This window comes from Hymenobacter crusticola (genome assembly GCF_002154225.1).
Taxonomy (GTDB): domain Bacteria; phylum Bacteroidota; class Bacteroidia; order Cytophagales; family Hymenobacteraceae; genus Hymenobacter; species Hymenobacter crusticola.
In genome coordinates this window covers 1-644 of sequence record NZ_MTSE01000132.1, presented here as the reverse complement: position 1 = coordinate 644, position 644 = coordinate 1, and the positions used below count along the sequence as shown (strand labels likewise).

The following is a 644-nucleotide window of genomic DNA, read 5'->3' as shown; positions in this document are numbered from 1 at the left end:
CGGAATGGGCCACTACGCTATGCTTCCTACTCCGTAAGTAGGCGGGCGTTGTCCGCTACTAGGTGTTCGTGGGAATACGCCGAGAGCTTGTTACCCAATCGTCAATCAGATGGCGCCGCTTGTTCACGGGTTAGGAGGGCAAATCTAAAAGAGGTATGAATGTTGTCAGCAATTGCGAACAACACTTACGAAGCTTTTCTCTATGGCAACCGTTATCCCCCTCTCTAATTCTGCTACTCCTTTGGATCCGAACACCTGTGCGTATTGTCAGCAAGCGTACACGCCTCGGCGACGCTGGGTGCAGAAATATTGCAGCAGTGCCTGTCGCGTGGCCGCCTCCAATGAGCGGACGGGACGGGCGCATCCGCTCGAGTCGAAGAAAGTCCGCGCACGGCGACGGGCCAAGGGCTTAGGCCGTACCCCCTCGGCCGTCGCGGCTAGCGGGGGCGGTGGAGCTGGACTCACCTTTCAGGAAACGGCGCTGGCAGCAGGCGTGGGGGCGTTAGGCGCCAACGCGCTCAGTCAAACCGCGGAATACCTGGCCGTGACGCAAAACCTAGCAGCCCAGGTGCAGCAGCTCACGCAGACGGTAGCCCACGTGCTGGAGCGGCAGAAGCAATTCGAAGCAGCCCAGATTCAACAGT

1 protein-coding gene is annotated in these 644 nt (G+C 59.2%); it reads left to right on the top strand.

What is annotated here, in order from left to right:
- Positions 1-202: 202 nt before the first annotated feature.
- A partial coding sequence (locus BXP70_RS29215; RefSeq protein ID WP_143436801.1) for a DUF2256 domain-containing protein occupies positions 203-644 on the top strand: 442 nt, incomplete at its 3' end.